Annotated in this window: 15 protein-coding genes and 3 tRNA genes; 13 read left to right on the top strand and 5 right to left on the bottom strand. The window is 68.2% G+C overall.

What is annotated here, in order from left to right:
• The first annotated feature begins 43 nt into the window (after positions 1 to 43).
• The 5 genes from BKA25_RS26415 to BKA25_RS26395 all read left to right on the top strand — a co-directional run bounded on the left by BKA25_RS26415 (position 44) and on the right by BKA25_RS26395 (position 3,988).
• A tRNA-Ser gene (locus BKA25_RS26415) sits at positions 44 to 134 on the top strand.
• Between the two features lie 37 nt (positions 135 to 171).
• A tRNA-Arg gene (locus BKA25_RS26410) sits at positions 172 to 244 on the top strand.
• 1,218 nt (positions 245 to 1,462) lie between these two features.
• Positions 1,463 to 2,716 (top strand): thioester domain-containing protein, encoded by a 1,254-nt coding sequence (locus BKA25_RS26405; RefSeq protein ID WP_069845807.1) that lies wholly within the window; start codon positions 1,463 to 1,465, stop codon positions 2,714 to 2,716.
• 430 nt (positions 2,717 to 3,146) lie between these two features.
• Positions 3,147 to 3,323 carry an antitoxin gene (locus BKA25_RS26400; protein ID WP_084642353.1) on the top strand — a complete coding sequence of 59 codons (177 nt, stop codon included), beginning with the start codon at positions 3,147 to 3,149 and terminating at the stop codon, positions 3,321 to 3,323.
• On the top strand, positions 3,320 to 3,988 hold the full coding sequence (locus BKA25_RS26395; protein ID WP_157420880.1) for a putative glycolipid-binding domain-containing protein: 669 nt from the start codon (positions 3,320 to 3,322) through the stop codon (positions 3,986 to 3,988). The genes BKA25_RS26400 and BKA25_RS26395 overlap by 4 nt, the downstream gene beginning before the upstream one ends.
• Before the next feature lie 15 nt (positions 3,989 to 4,003).
• Here BKA25_RS26395 and BKA25_RS26390 read toward each other — a convergent pair whose 3' ends face one another.
• From BKA25_RS26390 to BKA25_RS26380, 3 genes are all read right to left on the bottom strand, one after another.
• Complete coding sequence (locus BKA25_RS26390) at positions 4,004 to 5,203, bottom strand: thiolase family protein (protein WP_069845811.1); 1,200 nt, start codon at positions 5,201 to 5,203, stop codon at positions 4,004 to 4,006.
• Positions 5,204 to 5,312: 109 nt separating this feature from the next.
• Positions 5,313 to 7,307: a fibronectin type III domain-containing protein gene (locus tag BKA25_RS26385; RefSeq protein WP_069845813.1), complete on the bottom strand. Its 1,995-nt coding sequence runs from the start codon at positions 7,305 to 7,307 to the stop codon at positions 5,313 to 5,315.
• Positions 7,304 to 8,290: a prephenate dehydrogenase gene (locus BKA25_RS26380; RefSeq protein ID WP_069845815.1), complete on the bottom strand. Its 987-nt coding sequence runs from the start codon at positions 8,288 to 8,290 to the stop codon at positions 7,304 to 7,306. Before BKA25_RS26380 ends, BKA25_RS26385 begins: the two co-directional genes overlap by 4 nt.
• Positions 8,291 to 8,477: 187 nt before the next feature.
• Between BKA25_RS26380 and BKA25_RS26375 the strand changes: the two genes are divergently transcribed.
• The 5 genes from BKA25_RS26375 (at position 8,478) to BKA25_RS26355 (ending at position 10,763) form a co-directional block, all read left to right on the top strand.
• Positions 8,478 to 8,954 (top strand): tRNA adenosine deaminase-associated protein, encoded by a 477-nt coding sequence (locus BKA25_RS26375; protein ID WP_069845817.1) that lies wholly within the window; start codon positions 8,478 to 8,480, stop codon positions 8,952 to 8,954.
• A gap of 4 nt (positions 8,955 to 8,958) precedes the next feature.
• Positions 8,959 to 9,441 (top strand): nucleoside deaminase, encoded by a 483-nt coding sequence (locus tag BKA25_RS26370; protein WP_084642355.1) that lies wholly within the window; start codon positions 8,959 to 8,961, stop codon positions 9,439 to 9,441.
• Positions 9,442 to 9,567: 126 nt separating this feature from the next.
• Positions 9,568 to 9,780 carry a CsbD family protein gene (locus BKA25_RS26365; protein ID WP_069845819.1) on the top strand — a complete coding sequence of 71 codons (213 nt, stop codon included), beginning with the start codon at positions 9,568 to 9,570 and terminating at the stop codon, positions 9,778 to 9,780.
• Between the two features lie 172 nt (positions 9,781 to 9,952).
• Complete coding sequence (locus BKA25_RS26360) at positions 9,953 to 10,609, top strand: RNA polymerase sigma factor (RefSeq protein WP_311734515.1); 657 nt, start codon at positions 9,953 to 9,955, stop codon at positions 10,607 to 10,609.
• Positions 10,610 to 10,676: 67 nt separating this feature from the next.
• Positions 10,677 to 10,763 (top strand) — tRNA-Ser (locus BKA25_RS26355).
• A 171-nt stretch (positions 10,764 to 10,934) separates the two neighbouring features.
• Here the strand turns inward: BKA25_RS26355 and BKA25_RS26350 are convergent.
• Together BKA25_RS26350 and BKA25_RS26345 are read right to left on the bottom strand one after the other, a co-directional pair.
• A complete protein-coding gene (locus tag BKA25_RS26350) occupies positions 10,935 to 12,548 on the bottom strand; it encodes an LLM class flavin-dependent oxidoreductase (protein WP_069845821.1) in 1,614 nt (537 codons plus the stop codon).
• Positions 12,549 to 12,588: 40 nt separating this feature from the next.
• Positions 12,589 to 13,245 (bottom strand): FMN-dependent NADH-azoreductase, encoded by a 657-nt coding sequence (locus BKA25_RS26345; protein WP_069845823.1) that lies wholly within the window; start codon positions 13,243 to 13,245, stop codon positions 12,589 to 12,591.
• A gap of 100 nt (positions 13,246 to 13,345) precedes the next feature.
• Here BKA25_RS26345 and BKA25_RS26340 point away from each other — a divergent pair, with 100 nt between their 5' ends.
• The 3 genes from BKA25_RS26340 (at position 13,346) to BKA25_RS26330 (ending at position 17,395) form a co-directional block, all read left to right on the top strand.
• Positions 13,346 to 13,858, top strand: coding sequence for a MarR family winged helix-turn-helix transcriptional regulator (locus BKA25_RS26340; RefSeq protein WP_069845825.1), 513 nt, complete (start codon positions 13,346 to 13,348; stop codon positions 13,856 to 13,858).
• A 53-nt stretch (positions 13,859 to 13,911) separates the two neighbouring features.
• Positions 13,912 to 14,409, top strand: a complete 498-nt coding sequence (locus tag BKA25_RS26335; protein ID WP_084642357.1) for a GNAT family N-acetyltransferase — start codon at positions 13,912 to 13,914, stop codon at positions 14,407 to 14,409.
• A 244-nt stretch (positions 14,410 to 14,653) separates the two neighbouring features.
• Positions 14,654 to 17,395 carry a DUF8508 domain-containing protein gene (locus BKA25_RS26330; protein WP_069845829.1) on the top strand — a complete coding sequence of 914 codons (2,742 nt, stop codon included), beginning with the start codon at positions 14,654 to 14,656 and terminating at the stop codon, positions 17,393 to 17,395.
• Positions 17,396 to 17,435: the final 40 nt, after the last annotated feature.

The raw sequence follows: 17,435 nt of genomic DNA, 5'->3' as shown, positions 1-17,435 counted from the left end.
AACGCCTTGTGTACTGTATGGCCCAGACGGTAACGAGGTCCCGGGAGGCTTCGCCTAGTCTGGTCTATGGCGCCGCACTGCTAATGCGGTTGGGGGTTTAAGCCCCCTCCCGGGTTCAAATCCCGGAGCCTCCGCGCTGGCGATCGAACCTGATCGTCAACAACTGAAAATGCGCCCGTAGCTCAACGGATAGAGCATCTGACTACGGATCAGAAGGTTTGGGGTTCGAATCCCTACGGGCGCGCGTCTGGTTGAGACAGCATGAAGCCCCCTCCTTCACGGGAGGGGGCTTCTCGCTTTCCGCTCTCAGATCCGACTGTGCGCCGCACCGGAATGTGATCACGGTCATAACGAATCCACCGTAGTGCGGTGGACGTCGCCGAGGGGCCTCTCGTCGTGTTCGGAGTCACACGATTCGTGCCGCCGACTATCGGGTTCCTCGGTGTGGCCGTTGGCGCAACGGTTAGTTGAGTCGCCTGCCGATTTCGTCGATCCACGCGTCGGGTAAACGCTCGGTTACTCCTGCGGTCGCCTGTCATTGCATCGATGATCAGTCCCGCAGGCAGGCCCATCCGGTTCGATGCGGTTCGATGGCTTGATTGCGCTGCGATGTCGATGCGGAAGTCCGCAGGCGTACCGGCACTACCGGGGCTACTCGGGTTTCGCTGATCGACGGACAAATGTCACGCCGGGTAAGTTGTCATTAGCTTGATCACATTGCGTTTGGACCGCCTGACTCCGCCGATTGGTCGAGTCGGGTCGCTTTATTCGACGCCGGATAACCAACGCCGATCTCGTCTCATCGGATCTCGTCCAACCGGCGTGCTCGTGCCGCAGCGTTGTCGAGATGACGTAGTCGACGTATCGGATTCCGCCCCGCCGATATGGGCGGTACCGGTAACCTTGGCGGAGCCGCGACGACTGGCGTCCCAGGACACAGCGCGGTGGCCGGGGCTTTTCTGCCGTGCAGGCCGGGGTCGTGAGCCGGGGTGATCGTCCCGAGTTCGCATCGTCGTCTCGCAAGCCTCCCGACGGCGAGGGTTCATCCCATTCGCATTGCATCGTCGATAAGGTCGGATATGTTTCGCCGCGTTGATGACAGTGATCGTTTCGTTATCTTATGGCTGCCGTATTCGGTCTTGTGTTGATGGCCCCTTTTGAGGTGTGGCTCAGGCGGCGGTAACCGCGTGCCGGCGGCGACTCGTTGGTTCGACCTCGGTTTGCTCCCCCGGTTTTGTGGTGCATTCGAAGAGGAAGTAAAGTCCGCGTGTCCATCGATTATGGACGGCGACCGTCACCCATCCATCTCCCACTCCCGAGCTGCCCGGGTACTCGGTTTCCTCCCACCGAGTGCATATCGGCGCCGGGTAGTGGCGTGGCAGGGATCGACGCAGTCCAACGAGCAGGACGATCCGCCGGCGGTCGGCGGTTTCTGGACCCAGGTCCAGGCGAAAGGAGAGACATGGGAATCCGGATGCGTATCGCGCAGACCGGCGCGGCGCTCCTCGGTGCTGCGGCCATTGTGGCGAGCACCGCGCTGCCTGCCTTCGCGGCCACTCGCGGTGAGCTTCTCCCCACCCCCAATCCCGACCCGGACCGTGGCACTCGGGTGAGCCTGGAGGATGGCGGCGATCAGATCACGCGGCTGCTCAGCCTCGGCCTCGACGACGGCACGATCCTTCGCACCTACTGCGTGGAGCTCACCGTCAGCGCCCGCACGGGCGCCCCGATGGTGGAGGTCCCGTGGGACCAGTACCCCACGCGGGACAACGCCACGTTCGACGAGAACCGCGAGCACGTGCTGTGGATCCTCCAGCACTCGTTCCCCACGGTCTCGGTGGACGAGCTCAACGAGAAGCTCGGCCTCAACCTCAACCAGCAGGAAGCGATCGGCGGCACGCAGGCCGCGATCTGGCACTACAGCAACGGTGCCGAGCTCGACGGTGACAACGACGGCGACGTCCGCGCGCTCTTCGATTACCTGACCGGCGAAGAGAACGTCGGCATCGGCGAGCAGCCCACCCCGAGCCTTCAGTTCAGCCCCGCCGAGGTGCAGGGCGAGGCAGGCAGCCTGGTCGGGCCGTTCTCCCTGGAGACCACCGCCGACGTGGTGACCCTGGGCCTGGACGCTCCCGAGGGAGTGCAGCTCGTCAGCAAGTCGGGCGACGCCGAGCCGATCGCGATTCTCGACGGCGAGGTCGAGACCGCTGACCTCGGCGAGCTCTTCCTGGATGTCCCGGCCGAGGTCGAGGAGGGCGGCGCCACCATCACCGCCGAGGCCAACGCCACGGTCGACGCGGGCAGGCTCTTCATCGGTGACGAAAGCGCCGACTGGGGCAGCGTGCGCGACACGGCCTCGCGTCAGGAGATGAAGACGCAGTCGCTGATCGTCGCGGAGTCCACCCCGACCGATCTGCAGAGCCAGGCCACCGCGGAGTGGGTCGCAGGCGCCGAGCCGACCACGGAGCCGCCCGCTCCGACCGAGGAGCCCCCGGCCCCCACCACGGAGCCGTCTGCGCCTGGGTCGAGCGAAGAGGTCCCGTCCAGCTCCGCGGCTCCCACCACGGAGACCGACGTCGACGACGTCAACGAGACCGACGACCTTGCCGACACCGGTGCCTCGATCCTGCTGCCGATCATCATCGGCGTGGTCCTGGTCGGTGGCGGCGCGGGTGCGCTGCTGCTGATGCGTCGCAAGAAGACCGGCGACGTCTGAGCTGACTGATTAGGCCGAACCGGTGAGTTCGCCTGCCGGTTGCCAGGCTGATTCGCCCAGCTGATTCGGGGCCGTTCCTCCTTCCGGAGGGACGGCCCCTTTTCGTTGTCTCCTCACCCGTTCGCGGTGCTTTTCGACATCTTGCTGACACGCCGTGTTTGTTCGCCCCGATCGAGTGCGCCGCTCGGCCGAACGGCATCGGGCTATCGGAGCAGTGGCGTCGAATGCTCTGGTCAGCGGACGGCATAGCGCGTCGGGCAACGGGGTACCCGACATAGACGGATGACGGCACGAAACCTGGCCAAACCCGGCCCTGACGAGGGTTCATCCGTATAGGTGGAGGGAGCGGGATTCGGGTACTCTCCGGCTCCAGAGCCCTCCACTCCATCCGTGACTACCCGGCAACGGGGATGAAATAGGAGGGGTGTAAATGGGTTTGGACGACATGAAGAAGAAGGCGCAGGACTTCGGCGAGAAGCACAGCGACAAGCTGAGGGAAGGCGCTGACAAGGTCGGCGACACCGCCAAGGAGCGACTGGGCGGCCATGAAGAGCAGGTCGACAAGGTCGTCGGCAAGGGCAAGGACTACATCCCAGGTGGAGAGTGAACGTTTTTGACACGACGGAGCGGGCCCCCGGTGAGCAGGGGGCCCGCTTGTCGAAGGCCGAGGTCACCCCGCCCGCCCGCATGCTCACCTGGCGCGGCGTCGACGGGGGAAGACTGGAATCAGCCCGTGTGCTGACCAGCGGTGGTCGGCTGCGCGCCCTGGGGCAGATCATCGCCGCCGCGACCGACGACACCCCGGCCCTCACCGTCTCCTACGAGCTGCACCTCGACGACCAGGGCGGCGTGCGCAGGCTCCTGGTGCACTCCATCACCGCCGAGGAAGAGCGACACCTGTCCATCAGCCACTCCCGCGAGGGAATCTGGTTGGTCGACCGGGGCGACAACCTCACCGGGGGCGAACAGCGTGTCGAGCGCACCGAGTTGGACGGCGCCCTCGACGTCGACCTGGCGGGTTCCGCGCTCTTCGCCACCCTGCCGGTCAATCGCCTGGGGTTGACGCCGGAGAGCGGGGCGCAGGACGTGCCGATGGCTTTCGTGGGGCTGCCTGATCTGGCGGTCGAGCCGGTGCAACGCCGATACGAACTGGTGCGCGACGAACCCGAGGGCCGCATCGTCGCGCTGACCTCGAACGAGAGCACGGTCGAACTCGTCATGGATGCCGACGGGTTCACCCTGGACTGCCCGGGCCTGGCCCGCCGTATCTAGCGCTCGCCAACCGCCTCAAGCCTCGACCGCGATCGCGATGCCCTGTCCGACCCCGACGCAGGCGGTGGCGATTCCGAGCCCGCCGCCCCGCACTCGGAGATGGCGGCAGAGGTCCACCACCACTCGGGACATCGACGCGCCGAGCGGATGTCCGTAGGCCAGCGCGCCGCCGTGCACGTTGACCAGCGAGGGATCGATCTCCGGCAGTCCGTCCAATACCGAGAGCACCATCGCGGCGAACGCCTCGTTGATCTCCCAGAGCGCGACGTCCTCGATGCCGATTCCCAACCGCGCCAGCAGTTTGCGCACGGCAGGCACCGGGGCCAGCGAGAACTCCTCGGGAGAGACCGCGGCCACCGTGCTGCTGACGATGCGGCCGATGGGAGCCAATCCGAGTCGATCCGCCGTGTCCTCGGTGCCGATCAACGCGGCCACGGCGCCGTCGTTCAGCGGAGCCGAGTTCCCGGCCGTCACCGGGCCGTCCTCGGAGAAGACCGAGCCGAGCCCGGCGAGCTGTGCTTCGTTGGTGTCGGCCCGCACGGATTCGTCGCGGCGCACGGTCTCGTCGTCCGGAGTGCGTACCGCGAAAGCGAATCCGTCGTGCACTCCGGCGTCCCAGGCCGCCACGGCCCGGCGGTGCGAGAGCAGTGCGAAGTGGTCCATCGCCTCGCGGCTGATGCCCTGTCGGATGGCGACCTGCTCGGCCGCGGTGCCCAGCGGCACCGTCCATTCCGCGGGCATCCGTGGATTGACCAGCCGCCAACCGAGGGTCGTGGTCGCCGTTTCGAGTCGGTCGGGTAGTGCGCGTGCAGGCCGTGGCACCACGAACGGCGCACGGCTCATGCCTTCCACACCGCCGGCCAGCATCAGGTCCGCGTCGCCGGTCGCGATGGCGCGGGATGCCGCAACGATCGATTCGCCGCCCGAGCCGCATAGGCGGTTGACGGTGACACCGGGGATCGTCGGCGGCAGCCCGGCCAGCAGCGCCGCCATCCTGGCGACATTGCGGTTCTCCTCGCCTGCGCCGTTGGTGTTGCCGTAGACGATGTCGTCGATCCGGGTCGGGTCCAGCCGCTCGGTGCCATCGGGACCGTGTCTGCGCAACAGTTCGACGATGGGCAGGGCTGCCAGGTCGTCCACTCGAACGCCGGACAGGCCGCCTCGGTAGCGGCCGAAGGGAGTGCGGGCGGCGTCCAGGATGAGTGCGCTTCGCATCGCCCTATCGTCCCCGAAGAACGGGTTCCGTGAGTGATGAAGACCGCGCCGCAGCGTGGGTTTCGACGGGTCCGGTGAATCTATCGGTGCTGGTCGGCAGGCCGCCGGATCATTCGAGGAATACGACGGTGAAGGTTCCGGCGGTCTCCTCGTCCGATCCTGGTTCCAGGCCGTAGGTCCATAACTCGAACTCGACCTCGCCGGGTGGGAGTTCGGAGGTGTCCAGCGTGAGGCGGTGCTCGCCTACCGACATCGGTCCGTCCGAATGCGCGGTGACCCGGAGCAGGACCTCGTCGTCGGCACGGAGTTCCCAGCCGGTCATGCCGTAGCCGTCCATGGGTTCCCGCAGATCGTGGCCCTCCGCGAAGGTGGCGGTGATCTCCAGCTCTCCCCGGGATATCGGCGTCGCCTCGGTGGATTCGCTCCAGGGATGGATCGGTTGGATCTCCTGCCCGTCATGGCTGACGGCGAGGGTCGCGACAGGCACCTTCTGCGCGTTGTACTCGTCCAGCAATGTGACCCTGGATGGCGGGGGTTCCGCTGTGCTCAGACCGATCGGTGCCAACCGTTCGTCCGGATCGGACCACAGCCGCAGCGCGGCCGCTGTCACCGTCGCGCCGCCGTCCTCGGGTTCCGGGAAGGAGAACTCCGAATGCTGCTCCGACAGGAGCTCGGCTGCTATCTCGACGGTCCAGAATCGTTGTCCGCCGGCCGGATGCTCCACCGTTTGCATCTCGATGTGCTTCCCGGCCAGTTCGAGCTCGGGCGCTCTCCCCGGCGAGCCGCTCAGGACGAGTTCGGCACGGGCCGGAGTGCGTAGCAGTGCCGAGGAAGCGGGCAGCGGCAACACCTGCACGCCCTGCTCGGCCAACACGAACGGGAAGTCGTCGGTCGCGGCGTCGGCGTTGAGCCGGTCGATGGCGATCAGGTCGACGGTCGCCGGTGCCCCCAGATGGTGCGGATCCCGAGTCCGGCCGCTGGTCAGGGTGACGTCGGCCTCCCGCCAGGACACCTCGGCAGGCAGGCGGATCACGGGGACGTCGTCCTGCAGGACGGTCAGCTGCGTCGAACCCACTCGCAGTTCCCACTGGGTCGGCATACCGACAGTGGCCGGAATCTCGGCCGGCCCGTACTCGCCGGCAGCGCCATCGTCGAGGAGTCCCGGGCCCACCAACAACGTCGGGCCGTCGGCGTCGATCACCAGCCGAATCGACTCGGGCGGCAACTCGGGGGCGGTTCCCGTCTCGGTGCTCTGCACCGGCGCGCCGTCGGCGATGGCGGGCCGTGGCGTGAGGTCGAGCGAGACACTCGGAGGGTCGGACCGTCGGGGGCCGCCCGAGATGGCCTCCGCGCTCGGATCGATCGGAGCGGCGGCCGGTGTCTCGGCGAGCAGCAGAATCCGGCCCCGCGACGGGGCGTCGGCCGAATCGAGGACGAGTGGCGCCCGGCTGCGGATCGAGGTCCACCAACAGCTCGGATCGGCGGTGATCGAGCCGCCATCGACCCACTCCGGTATGCATCGGTTGCTTTGTGGCTGCCAGCGTTGCGAAGACAGTTCCGGCTCGTCGAAATCCTCGATCAGCGACCAGTCGTCCTCGACGTGATCGACGCGGGATCGGCTGGGGACCGCGGTGGCTCGAACCGCTTCGGAGCGTTCGCCGAGTGCGTTGATCGAGCGCAGCTCCACCGAATATCTGGCGTCGTCGGCGAGGCCGGTCAACTCGGTCGCGTTCGAGCCGAGCACCAGTCGTTCGGTGCGCCCGTCACCCGCCCAATACAGCTCGTAGGCGGTGCCTGCGACCGAGCCTTCGGTCCGTGCGGCGTCCCAACGAACGCGGAGGCTGTTCGGGCGCCACGAATCGACCCGCAGGCCTTCCGGGCTGCTCGGTGCCTGCGCGGCGTGGTACGTGACCTCCTCGGCCCGAAACTCCTGCTGCGGGTTGGGATCGGCCCACGCGGTGCGTTCGGTGTCGAGCCGATCGCGCAGCAGGAACACGCCGCCGCCCACCACCAGGAGACCGACGACGAGGATCGCGATCAGCCGCAGTCGCCGGGGCCCACCGGGTTCGGCGGTGCCGTCTCCGGGGGCTTCGACATCGCTCACTGCGGCAGCGGCAACACGCCGTCCAGCACATCACCGCTGATGCGATGGATGCGGCCACCGGCCGCGCCGATGGTCCGCAGTCGTTCCGGCGCATCGGCTTCGAGGAACGGCACGGTGAACTCGCCGGTGGCCTGCGCCTGCTGCTGTGCCCACTGCAACCGGGATTGGTGTCCGTGGTTGATGGTGGCGGCCAACGACCCGGTGGTGGCCAGGGCGCCTCGGGCCACGCCGAGACGGCCGAGGGCGTCGTCCATGGCCGCCAACAGTGCGTCTCGGTTGCCCTCACACATGGCCTGCACCAGTTCCGGGCGGGTCGCGGCGACCCGGGTCCCGTCGGTGAAGGAACCGGCGGCCAGGCTCAACGCGAGACTGCCGCCCTCCTGGGCGACCGAGGCCAGCACGGCGGCGAGCACATGGGGCAGGTGGGAGATCCGTGCGGCAGCGGCATCGTGTTCGCGCGCGGAGGCAGGCACCACGGCCGCGCCACAGGCCAACGCCAACCTGGCGGTGCGCAGCCAATGGGCCCGATCAGTGTCGTCCTCGGTGGTCAGTACCCAGGGTGCGCCCCGGAAGAGATCCACCGAGCCGCCTGCCCAACCGGAGGTGGCGCTACCCGCCATCGGATGCCCGCCGACATAGCGGGCGTCCGGCAACCGCTCGGCGATCCGCGCGGCGACCGGCTCCTTCACGCTGATCACGTCGGTCAGCCCGCAGTCGGGTGCGTACCTGGCGATCTGGCGCAGGACGGTGTCCAGGGCGGTCAAGGGAACGGCGATCACCACGAGTGCGTCCTCGGCCGCCGCCCGGCGCAGCGCGGTGTCGACATCGGTGCAGACATCGGCCCCGTCGGCTCGCGCCAGCTCGGCGTCCGTCGGCGAGGTGGTCGCGCCGAATGCCTGCCAACCCGCTGCCGCAGCCGCGCGCAACACCGATCCGCCGATCAAACCGATTCCGATCACACATACCGCAGGCACGTCGATCATTCTCCTCCGTCGGATGCCCACATGTGAGCCGAACCCACGTACTGCTCGGCGACTGCCTGCGTGAACAGGGCATTCGCCGATAGGTATCACCCACGGTGATTCTGGCGAACCCTGCGTGAATCCTCGTCCGGGTTGTCTCCGACGGCTACTGCTTTCGGGTCACGTCGGGGAGGCATACCGTGGTGGCATGTCGGTGCAGGAGCCGATCCAGGGCACGGCCGTTGCGGTGCTTCGTGAAGAGGGGCGCTGGCGGTGCCTACCGCTGCCTGATGCGTGCCTGCTCGACCTGGACAGGGCAGTCACGGAGTTGCGCAACACTCGATCGACCGGTGCCGCGTTCGCGCTGCTCAACGTCGACGACGAGTTCTTCATTCTGCTGCGACCCACCCCCGGCGGGATGGCGCTGTTGCTGTCCGACGCGGTGGCGTCGCTCTACTACGACGTGGCCGAGGACGTCGTCGACGCGCTCGGGGTCGAGCCGCCGGAGGAGGACGACGAGGAGATCTGGCCGGTGGGCGACCTGGCGATCCTCGCCGATCTCGGGCTGTCCGACGCCGAACTGACGGTCATCGCCGAAGAGGACGTCTATCCGGATGAGCAGCTGATGATGATCGCCCAGCGATGCGGCTTCGGCACCGAGCTCAACGCGGTCCTGGAACGTTAGGAACGTGTCGCAGCCGTACGAACGGGAGACCGACCGCGAACTGGTCGCAATGGCCATCGCCGAGGCCGAACTGGCGGGCCGGGCGGGCGATGTGCCGATCGGCGCGGTGGTCGTCGACGCGCAGGGCGGCCTGCTCGCGACCGCCCACAACCAACGCGAGGTGCTCGGCGATCCGACCGCGCATGCGGAGGTGCTCGCGCTGCGCCGCGCAGCGCAGGTACACGGCGATGGCTGGCGGCTCACCGGCTGCACCCTGGCTGTCACGGTCGAGCCATGCGCGATGTGCGCGGGTGCCGTGGTCGCCGCGCGGGTCGACCGGTTGGTCTTCGGTGCCTGGGAGCCGCGCACGGGAGCCGTCGGATCGCTCTGGGACGTGGTGCGCGACCGCAGGCTGAACCACCGCCCCGAGGTGGTCGGGGGAGTGCTGGCGGCCGAGTCCGCAGCGCTGCTGGATGGCTTCTTCACGCAACGCCGTAGCCGAGCTTGATGTGATTGGTTTCACAACTCCGTGATGTTGATGTCGCTGATGGGCACCTCTCATCGCGAGGGGCACGGCAGCCGGTGAACTTCGGCGGCGGGGCCCGGACGCGAAGCCGAGACGAGGAGTCATTCGATGGGCGTGTTCGACAAGGCCAAGCAACAGGCGCAAGAGGTTGCAGGCAAGGCGAAGGAGGCCGTGGGGCGCGCGACTGACAACGAGGAACTCGAGAACGCCGGCAAGCGGGAAAAACTCGAGAGTCAGGCCAAGCAGGCCGGACAGGACGCCAAGGACAAGGCGGCAGGCGTGGTCGACGACGTGAAGAAGAAGTTCGACAACGGCGCCTGACCCGCCGGGGCCGGAGCGCGCGGCCGCAGACAGGCGATGGCCCGCGAGCGCCGCTCTAGATAAGCCACGAACGACTCGCCAGGCAGGCACGCCGAGGCGCTGCCACCATGAGGCCCGTTCCACGCGATGTGGGGCGGGCCTTTGGCATGGGCGACCTCGGGGGTGCGGTGTGGTGAGGCTTCGCGGCGGGGCGGCGGTCCTGGACGAGGGGACGGCCCGAGGCCCCGGCGATGACTCGACCACCCCGATCGTCGCGCTGATCCCGACCACACCGTGGTTGCCGACTGTCGCATCGACCGCCCCGGACGACGCCGCATTCGCCGTGTTGGTGCGCGACTACTCCCGGCAGGTCTTCGGCATCGCGCTGCGGATGCTCGGCGACCGGGCGGAGGCCGAGGACGTCACCCAGGACGTCTTCTTGATCTGCTGGCGCAAGATCGACGGGCTCGCCGATCCGCAGGCCGTCGGTGGTTGGCTGTGTCGCATCGCACAGCGGCGTGCCCTGGAGGTGCTGCGGGCGCGCCGACGTCGTCGCACCGAGCCGTATGCGCAGGTTCCGGAGTCCGCGATGATCTCCGGTCTCGGGGTGACGGGCCGATGCTGCGTGCAGCCGGAGCGGGCTGCGGAGACCAGCGCTGCGCTTCGTGATCTCGGCTGCGCGGTGCGGACCCTGACCGCGCCACAGCGGGTCGTCTGGCTGTTGATCGAGGTCGCGGGCATCTCGCATGCCGAGGCGGCCCGGTTGCTCGACCTGGATGAACAAGCGGTTCGGGGCAGGCTCTGTCGGGCTAGGAGCAGGCTTGCCGTCGCGCTGCGGGCCTGGCGATGATCGCGCGTTGCATCGCGGGGGTGCCCCCCTTGTATCGGCGAAGATGACGTTCGCTATTCTGGCGCACGGTAGCGTGTCCGAGCGGCCTAAGGAGCACGCCTCGAAAGCGTGTGAGGGTTTACCCCCTCCGTGGGTTCAAATCCCACCGCTACCGCAGGTCAGAGCCGGTTCCCTCAACAGAGGGGACCGGCTCTTCGACGTTTAGGCCCCGGTCGCGTCTCGGCGAGCGGCGATGCTGTTCCAGCGCAGCGGCTCGACGACCACTGCCCTCGAACACGACGAACGCCGGGCGTCGAACCCGCCCGGCGTCTCGTCATACGAGCGACTACTGGAACCCGAGTCTGGCCAGCGGCTCGACCAGCTCGCGTTCCTCGTAGGACAGGTGCGACAGGAGCGTGTCGGTCAGCAGGTCCACGGCGGCTCGCAGGTCCTTCATCTTCTCGGCCGGGTCGGCGACGAAGGCCACCAGCGCTCGATCCAGCTGTTCGAGCACCTCGTGGATGACCTGGTGTTCCTCCTGCAACCGATCCACGACCGGCGCCAGCCGTGGGTCGGCGCGGCGAAGTCGGGGGAAGACGCCGACGTCCTCCATGCTGTGGTGGGTGGTGACGACTCGGCAGTAGGACTCGCAGTAGGTGCCGAGCGTCCAGTTGTTCTGCCGCATGGTCATCGTGTTGATGTGCGAGCGGGCCACGCCTGCTTCCAGGATGCCCGCCGCCACCTGCTCGACGAGGTCCCGCACCTGGGCGAGTTCCTGGCGCAGCATGTCGTGCACATCGATGAGGTGTCGGCCCGTGGCCTGTTCGTGTGCGGTGTATCGCCGGTCGGGGTCGCGGTCCGGGCCGGTCGGCCTGGTGCTCTCGTCCCACGGGCGCTCGGCGCTGTAGCGGGCACCGGTGTCGGGGGTCGGGACCACCGAGAACTCGGTCGCTCGCACCCCCGCCGAGCCCGCTCGCGTGCTGCGGGAGGTGGTCTCGATCGATGGACGCTCGCTCGGTGCCTCGTCGACTAATCGATCCGGATCACCATCATCGCCTGAGTCAGCCGTCGACAGGGCGCGTTCGGCCGCCACCAGCTCGCGGACCTGCGGCGCGACCTCGGCGGCGAAGCGCCGGATGTCGTCGGGGGAGTCCGAGCCGAGGATGTAGGTGCTCATGCCCTCGGTGAGCGTCAGCTCGGCCAGTTGCTCGGCCCAGACGGCGGCCGGGCCGTGCAGGAAGGTGCCGTCGTCGCGGCCGAAGGTGCCCATGATGTTGTAGAGCCGGATGATCTCCGATGGGTCGCGACCGGCTTCGATGGCGGCCGCGTCGATCACCGCGTTCTTCTCGGTGAGCGTCTCCGGCGCAGCGAAGGGGCTGCTGGGCAGCCAACCATCGGCGGATCTGCCGGTGATGGTGAGCATCCGACGTCGATAGGCACCCAGCCAGATGCCGATGTCGTGCTGCGGGGCCGGGCCGGATCGAGCGCTGGCGATGCGGTGGTGCTCGCCGTCGACCCGCACGTTTCCGGCGGCCGGATTCCAGATGCCCCGGATGACCTGGATGCCTTCCTCCAAGGCGGTGACCAGCTGGCCCGTGCTGAGGTCTGGTCCGCCGATGGAGGCGATGGCCTTCGCGACGCCGCCTGCGCCGAGGCCGAGTTCCACCCGCCCGCCGCTGAGGATGTCCAGGCTCGCGGCGCTGCGAGCCAGGATCACGGGAAGCCGCAAGGGCAGGTTGGCCACGTTCGGTGACACGTGCACGGTGTTGGTCTTGGCCGCGATCACCGACAACAGCGTCCAGGTGTCCAGGAAGCCGTTGTTATACGGGTGGTCCTGCACGGTCACCAGGTCGAGGCCGACCTGCTCGGTGAGTTGAGCCAGTTCGATCACTTGGTCCGCACGATCGGCGGTCGGGGTCAGGAAGGTTCCGAACCGCAATTCGTGCCCGTAGTCGGCCAACTCTGCTCTCCTTCAGCGGCGGGCGGGGATTTCGGCTGGATCAGACCGCGGCTGCGACCTGGTCGGCGAGGCTCTTGCCGTGCTCGCGGGCCGACTGCTGCGCGGTGTCGAGTGAATCCTGCGCCAAGCCCAGCAGGCCCTCCATTCCGGGCGTGACGGGCGCGAGGGTCAGCTCGGCGACGCTCACCTTCAGGTCCAGCTTCAACACGTCCTGCAGGATGCGGACCATCCACGGCGTGGCGTGGTCCCAGCCCTCCTTGGGCGTGCCCGGACCGTAGCCGCCGCCCCTGGCGACGTACAGGGCTGCGGGCTTGCCCTCCAGGAGGGTGTCGCCGCCGGGCGCGAACCTCGGGTCGGTGACGAGCAGGTCGAACCAGGTCTTGAAGTGCTGCGACACGCCCCAGTTGTAGAGCGGCACCGCGAACAGGTAGGCGTCCGCCGCGAGCAGCTCCTCGGCGAGGGTCGAGGCCAGCGCCTTGGCGGCCAGCTGCTCCTCGGTGTGCTGCTCGGCCGGGACGAATCCGGAGAGCGCCGAGGTCGACCAGGCATCCGCGGGCAGCGGGTCGGCGGCGAGGTCGCGCCGGATCACCGACTGGCCGGGGCGGGCCTCCTGCCAGGCAGCCTGGGCGGAATCCGCCAGCTCACGGGTGACGGAGCCCTCGGTGCGGATGCTTGCGTCCAGACGAAACAGCGTCATGATCGAACTCCTTGATGGAAGATGTTCTGTCGGGCAGACGTTATCCTACACAGAACAACTTGCCGGCAGATGGATCCTCGAACGGGAGTAGGGTTGAGCTATGGCGACTCCTGCCGCAGCGGACACACCGACGCCGCATCCGTGTGAGGCAGCTCTCGAAGCTGACCTGGGTTGGGGGCTGGGTGTTGTCTTCCGTGCCCACGTCAAGGTCACCAATGCCGTGCTCGAGGACATCCCCGGCGGACCTCGCGGGCATCAGGTACTCGCCTTCGCCGTTCAGGACCTCGGCGGTAACCAGGGGACGATCGCCGCGCAGCTGGGGCTGGACCGCACCGTTCTCACCTATCTGATCGACGATCTGGAGAAGGCCGGGCTCGTCGAGCGCCGTCCCGACCCGTCCGATCGCCGCAGCAGGCTGGTGGTGGCGACCAAGAAGGGCCGGGCGCTGTGGACCGACCGGCAGGACGCGCTGCGCCACGTCGAACGGCACGTACTCAGTGCACTCGGTGAGGACGCCACGCTCTTCCGACAGCTGCTTCAGCGCGTCGCCGTCCACGCCAACAGCTTCGATCCGGTGAAGGACACCTGTTCCATCGTCGAGGAACTCACCTGATCGACTCCGTACCGCACGCCGCAGCCGAGGAATCGGCCCGCTCGACGCCGATCGTGCGGCCGCGCCGTGAGAGCGACCTCGACGACTGTGTGTCGGTGTTGGCGGCGGTGCACGCCGCCGACGGCTATCCCCGGCACTGGCCCGCGAATCCGACCGAATGGCTGCGTGATCCCGGTGCGATGCTCGGGGCCTGGATCGTCGCCGAGGCAGGCGTCCTGCTCGGGCAGGTGGGCTTGATCGAGGCCGAATCGGAGATCGCGGGCCAGGCCTGGCGTCGGCACGCCGGTCCACAGGCTGCCGCGCCTGCCGGGATCACCCGACTCTTCGTCGCCCCATCCGCGCGCGGACGCGGCATCGGAACACTGCTGTTGGATGCCGCCTGCGCCGAGGCTCGCCGTCGTGATCGTCACCCGGTGCTCGACGTCCTCGCACGGGATCGCGCGGCTCTTCAGTTGTACTCGCGGCGCGGCTTTCGCCGATTGGACACGGTGGATCTGATCTTGGCCGCAGGGGTCGTGGAACCCGCGCACTGCCTCGCCGCGCCGAATTGAGTCGCGCCGAATTCCATTGAGCCGCCGTGCGTCGAGACGCCGCGAGGCCCACCGGACCTGGACATATCACTGATTTCCGTGGCTTGATCACAACGATCCAGTCGCGCTCGGTGGTCATTTTCGGTTTATGACGCCTGGTGTTCACCCGGCCAGGTGAAGATGCCTCGAGCCCTTGAGGAGCCCGGCCGTCGACCGCTCATGTGTCGCCAGTGGTCCGGCGGCTCCTTCGAGACCGGAGGATCGAGTGCGTCTTACTTCTTTATCCCGGCGAGCGGGCGCCGGTGCGGTGGCTGCCCTCGCCGTGGCCGCGAACCTCGCGTTGGTGCCCACCGCAGCCGCGCAATCGAGCGACCTGGTGATCGCCGAGATCTATGGTGGCGGCGGCAATATCGGGGCGACCCTGACCAACGACTTCGTCGTCCTCGGTAATCGTGGTTCCGCCGAGGTGCCGGTGGACGACCTCAGCGTGCAGTACCTTCCCGCCGAGCCCGGCCCCACCTCGAAATGGCAGAGCACGCCGCTGGCGGGCACCGTCGAGCCCGCAGGCCGATTCCTCGTCGCGCAGGGCTTGGGCGATGGCGGCTCGGTGGAGTTACCCGAGCCCGACGCCGTCGGCGAGATCGCGATGTCGGCGAGCCGGGGCACGGTGGCGGTCGTCAACGGGACCGAGCCGTTGGACTGCCTCACCGAGGTTGATTGCGCCGAGGACGAGCGCATCATCGACGTGGTCGGTTACGGCGCGGCCGAGGTGCGCGAGGGCGAGCCCGCCGAGGGCACCACCAACACCACCTCGGTGTCCCGGGACGCCGAGTTATCCGACACCGACGACAACTCCGTCGACTTCACCGCAGGCGAACCCGCGCCGATCAACTCCAGTGGCGAGACGCCCGGCACGCCGGAGGACCCCGAGGAGCCGGAGCTCCCCGAGACCCCGGAGGAGCCGGGCGAGGTACGGATCCACGACATCCAGGGCGTCACCCGCATCTCGCCGCTGGCCGATGAGCAGGTCGACGGGGTTCCCGGTGTGGTCACCGGGATCAACTCCTTCGGCTCCTCGCAGGGCTTCTGGTTCCAGGACGTCGAGGGCGACGGCGACGACCGCACCAGCGAGGGCATGTTCGTCTTCACCTCCGACACCACGCCCGACGTGGCGGTCGGCGACGAGGTTCTCGTTTCCGGCACCGTGGACGCCTACCGCCCCGGCGGCGACTCGGGTGCCGCGCAGTCCATCACCCAGCTCGCCAACGCGACCTGGACGGTGCTCTCCAACGACAACGAGCTTCCCGAGGCCGAGATCCTCGACGCCGACGCGGTTCCGAGGGCCCTGGCCCCGGAGGCGGGCGGCGACATCGAGGAACTGGAGCTGGCGCCCACCGAGTACGCGCTCGACTTCTACGCCTCCCGCGAGAACATGCTGGTCAAGGTGATGGACGCGCCGGTGGTCGGCCCGACGGACGCCTATGACGCGCTGTGGGTGACCACCAAGCCCACCCAGAACCGCAGCGAACGCGGCGGCACGGTCTACCAGGACTACGCGGACTCGAACACCGGCCGACTGAAGATCGAGTCGCTGATTCCCTTTGCCGAGCGTCCGTTCCCGATCGCCGATGTCGGCGACGAGTTGCGCGGCGTGACCGAGGGTCCGCTCTACTACTCGCAGTACGGCGGCTACCTGATCAAGGCCACCACGTTGGGAACACATCTCACCGGCGGCCTGACCAGGGAGATCACCCGGGACACCGAGTCTTGGGAACTGGCGGTAGCGACCTACAACGTCGAGAACCTCTCGCCCGCCGACGACCAGGCGAAGTTCGACCGGCTGGCGGGCGGGATCGTGGAGAACCTGGCTTCCCCCGACATCGTTGCGCTGGAGGAGATCCAGGACGAGAGCGGGCCCGAGGACGACGGCGTCGTGGCCGCCGATGGAACGCTGAACCAGTTCGTGGCCGCGATCGAGGCAGCGGGCGGACCCAGCTACGAGTGGCGGCAGATCGATCCGAACGACAAGCAGGACGGTGGCGCGCCGGGCGGCAACATCCGCACGGCGTTCCTGTTCGACCCGGCCCGGGTGTCCTTCGTGGACATCGAGGGCGGCGACGCCGACACCTCGGTCGAGGTGCAGGTGGATGCGGAGGATCGTGCGGAGCTGAGCGTGTCGCCCGGTCGGATCGACCCGGCGAACTCGGCTTGGGACGACAGCCGCAAGCCGCTGGTCGGCCAGTTCCGCTTCGAGGACCGCAACGTGTTCGTGGTGGCGAACCACTTCGCGTCCAAGGGCGGCGACCAGGCTCTGCACGGCAGGTTCCAGCCGCCGGTGCGCTCCTCGGAGACGCAGCGGTTGGCGCAGGCGGCTGCGGTGCGGACCTTCGTCGACGAGATCGCCGAGGTGGATCCGGCGGCCAACGTGCTGGTGGTCGGCGACCTCAACGACTTCCAGTTCTCGCCGGTGCTCGACACCCTCACCGAGGCCGATGTCCTGGTGAACCCCATGGAGTGGCTGCCGAGCACCGAGCAGTACGGGTACGTCTTCGACGGCAACTCGCAGGCGCTCGATCACCTGTTGGTCAGCGGAAACCTGTCCGAGCGGGCCGACTACGACCCGGTGCGGATCAACGCCGAGTTCGCCGACCAGGCCAGCGACCACGATCCGCAGATCGTGCGTTTCCGTCCGCTGCACGGTGACGCGGAGATCGACGCCGCCGAGCAGGAGGAGTACTACGGGGCGGGCGGCGGCCCGGGTGACGGCGATGGCGGCGGTGCCGGCCCCGGTGATGGGCCGACCCCGGACGAGGACCCGGAGGAGGATCCCGCGCCCGTGACCAAGGTGCCCGAGCTGGCTGGTGCTGCCGGCTTGGCCAACACCGGTGTGTCCGGCACGCTGTTCCTGGTGATCGGCGCGCTGGTACTACTCGTGGGCGGTGGTACGGCGATCTTCCTGGCGCGCCGCAAGAAGTCGGGCGCGGGCGAGGCGGAGCAGACCGACTGATCCCTTCTTGATTTCTGGTGCGTGGCCCGGTTGTCGTCCT

The organism is Actinoalloteichus hymeniacidonis, from assembly GCF_014203365.1.
Lineage (GTDB): Bacteria > Actinomycetota > Actinomycetes > Mycobacteriales > Pseudonocardiaceae > Actinoalloteichus_A > Actinoalloteichus_A hymeniacidonis.
The sequence above is the reverse complement of the archived record's forward strand: the minus strand, read 5'-3'. Positions and strand labels throughout refer to the sequence as shown.

What these genes read in the sequence shown, in the direction of transcription:
- BKA25_RS26405 (WP_069845807.1), top strand. Translation starts at nt 1,463, where the DNA reads ATGGGAATCCGGATGCGTATCGCGCAGACCGGCGCGGCGCTCCTCGGT.
- BKA25_RS26400 (WP_084642353.1), top strand. Translation starts at nt 3,147, where the DNA reads ATGGGTTTGGACGACATGAAGAAGAAGGCGCAGGACTTCGGCGAGAAG.
- BKA25_RS26390 (WP_069845811.1), bottom strand. Translation starts at nt 5,203, where the DNA reads ATGCGAAGCGCACTCATCCTGGACGCCGCCCGCACTCCCTTCGGCCGC.
- BKA25_RS26380 (WP_069845815.1), bottom strand. Translation starts at nt 8,290, where the DNA reads ATGATCGACGTGCCTGCGGTATGTGTGATCGGAATCGGTTTGATCGGC.
- BKA25_RS26375 (WP_069845817.1), top strand. Translation starts at nt 8,478, where the DNA reads ATGTCGGTGCAGGAGCCGATCCAGGGCACGGCCGTTGCGGTGCTTCGT.
- BKA25_RS26365 (WP_069845819.1), top strand. Translation starts at nt 9,568, where the DNA reads ATGGGCGTGTTCGACAAGGCCAAGCAACAGGCGCAAGAGGTTGCAGGC.
- BKA25_RS26345 (WP_069845823.1), bottom strand. Translation starts at nt 13,245, where the DNA reads ATGACGCTGTTTCGTCTGGACGCAAGCATCCGCACCGAGGGCTCCGTC.
- BKA25_RS26340 (WP_069845825.1), top strand. Translation starts at nt 13,346, where the DNA reads ATGGCGACTCCTGCCGCAGCGGACACACCGACGCCGCATCCGTGTGAG.